The 239-nt window shown below is 33.9% G+C and carries 1 protein-coding gene; it reads left to right on the top strand.

Features of this window, described 5'->3' with window-relative positions; genetic code table 11:
- Positions 1-239 (top strand): transposase (locus tag FC15_RS06165; protein WP_201779855.1); only part of this gene is annotated, 239 nt, incomplete at both ends.

The following is a 239-nucleotide window of genomic DNA, read 5'->3' as shown; positions in this document are numbered from 1 at the left end:
CTAATTTTAAATCGTTTTATCGATCATTGGGAGTCAAAGTATCCTCGAATGGTTAGAAATTTAGCCAGTACGTCTAATTTACTAACCTTCTTAGAATTTCCTCCGAGTATTCGCAGAACAATTTACTCAACGAATATTATTGAATCATTCAATAAAAAGCTGAAGCGCAAGACAAAAGTCAAAGAACAATTTCCAAATGAATCAGCACTTGACCGTTTCCTTGCGACAATTATCTTAGA

The organism is Lapidilactobacillus concavus DSM 17758 (assembly GCF_001435835.1).
GTDB classification, from domain to species: Bacteria; Bacillota; Bacilli; order Lactobacillales; family Lactobacillaceae; genus Lapidilactobacillus; species Lapidilactobacillus concavus.
Note: the sequence above shows the minus strand (reverse complement) of the source record. Positions and strands in the feature narration are given on the sequence as shown.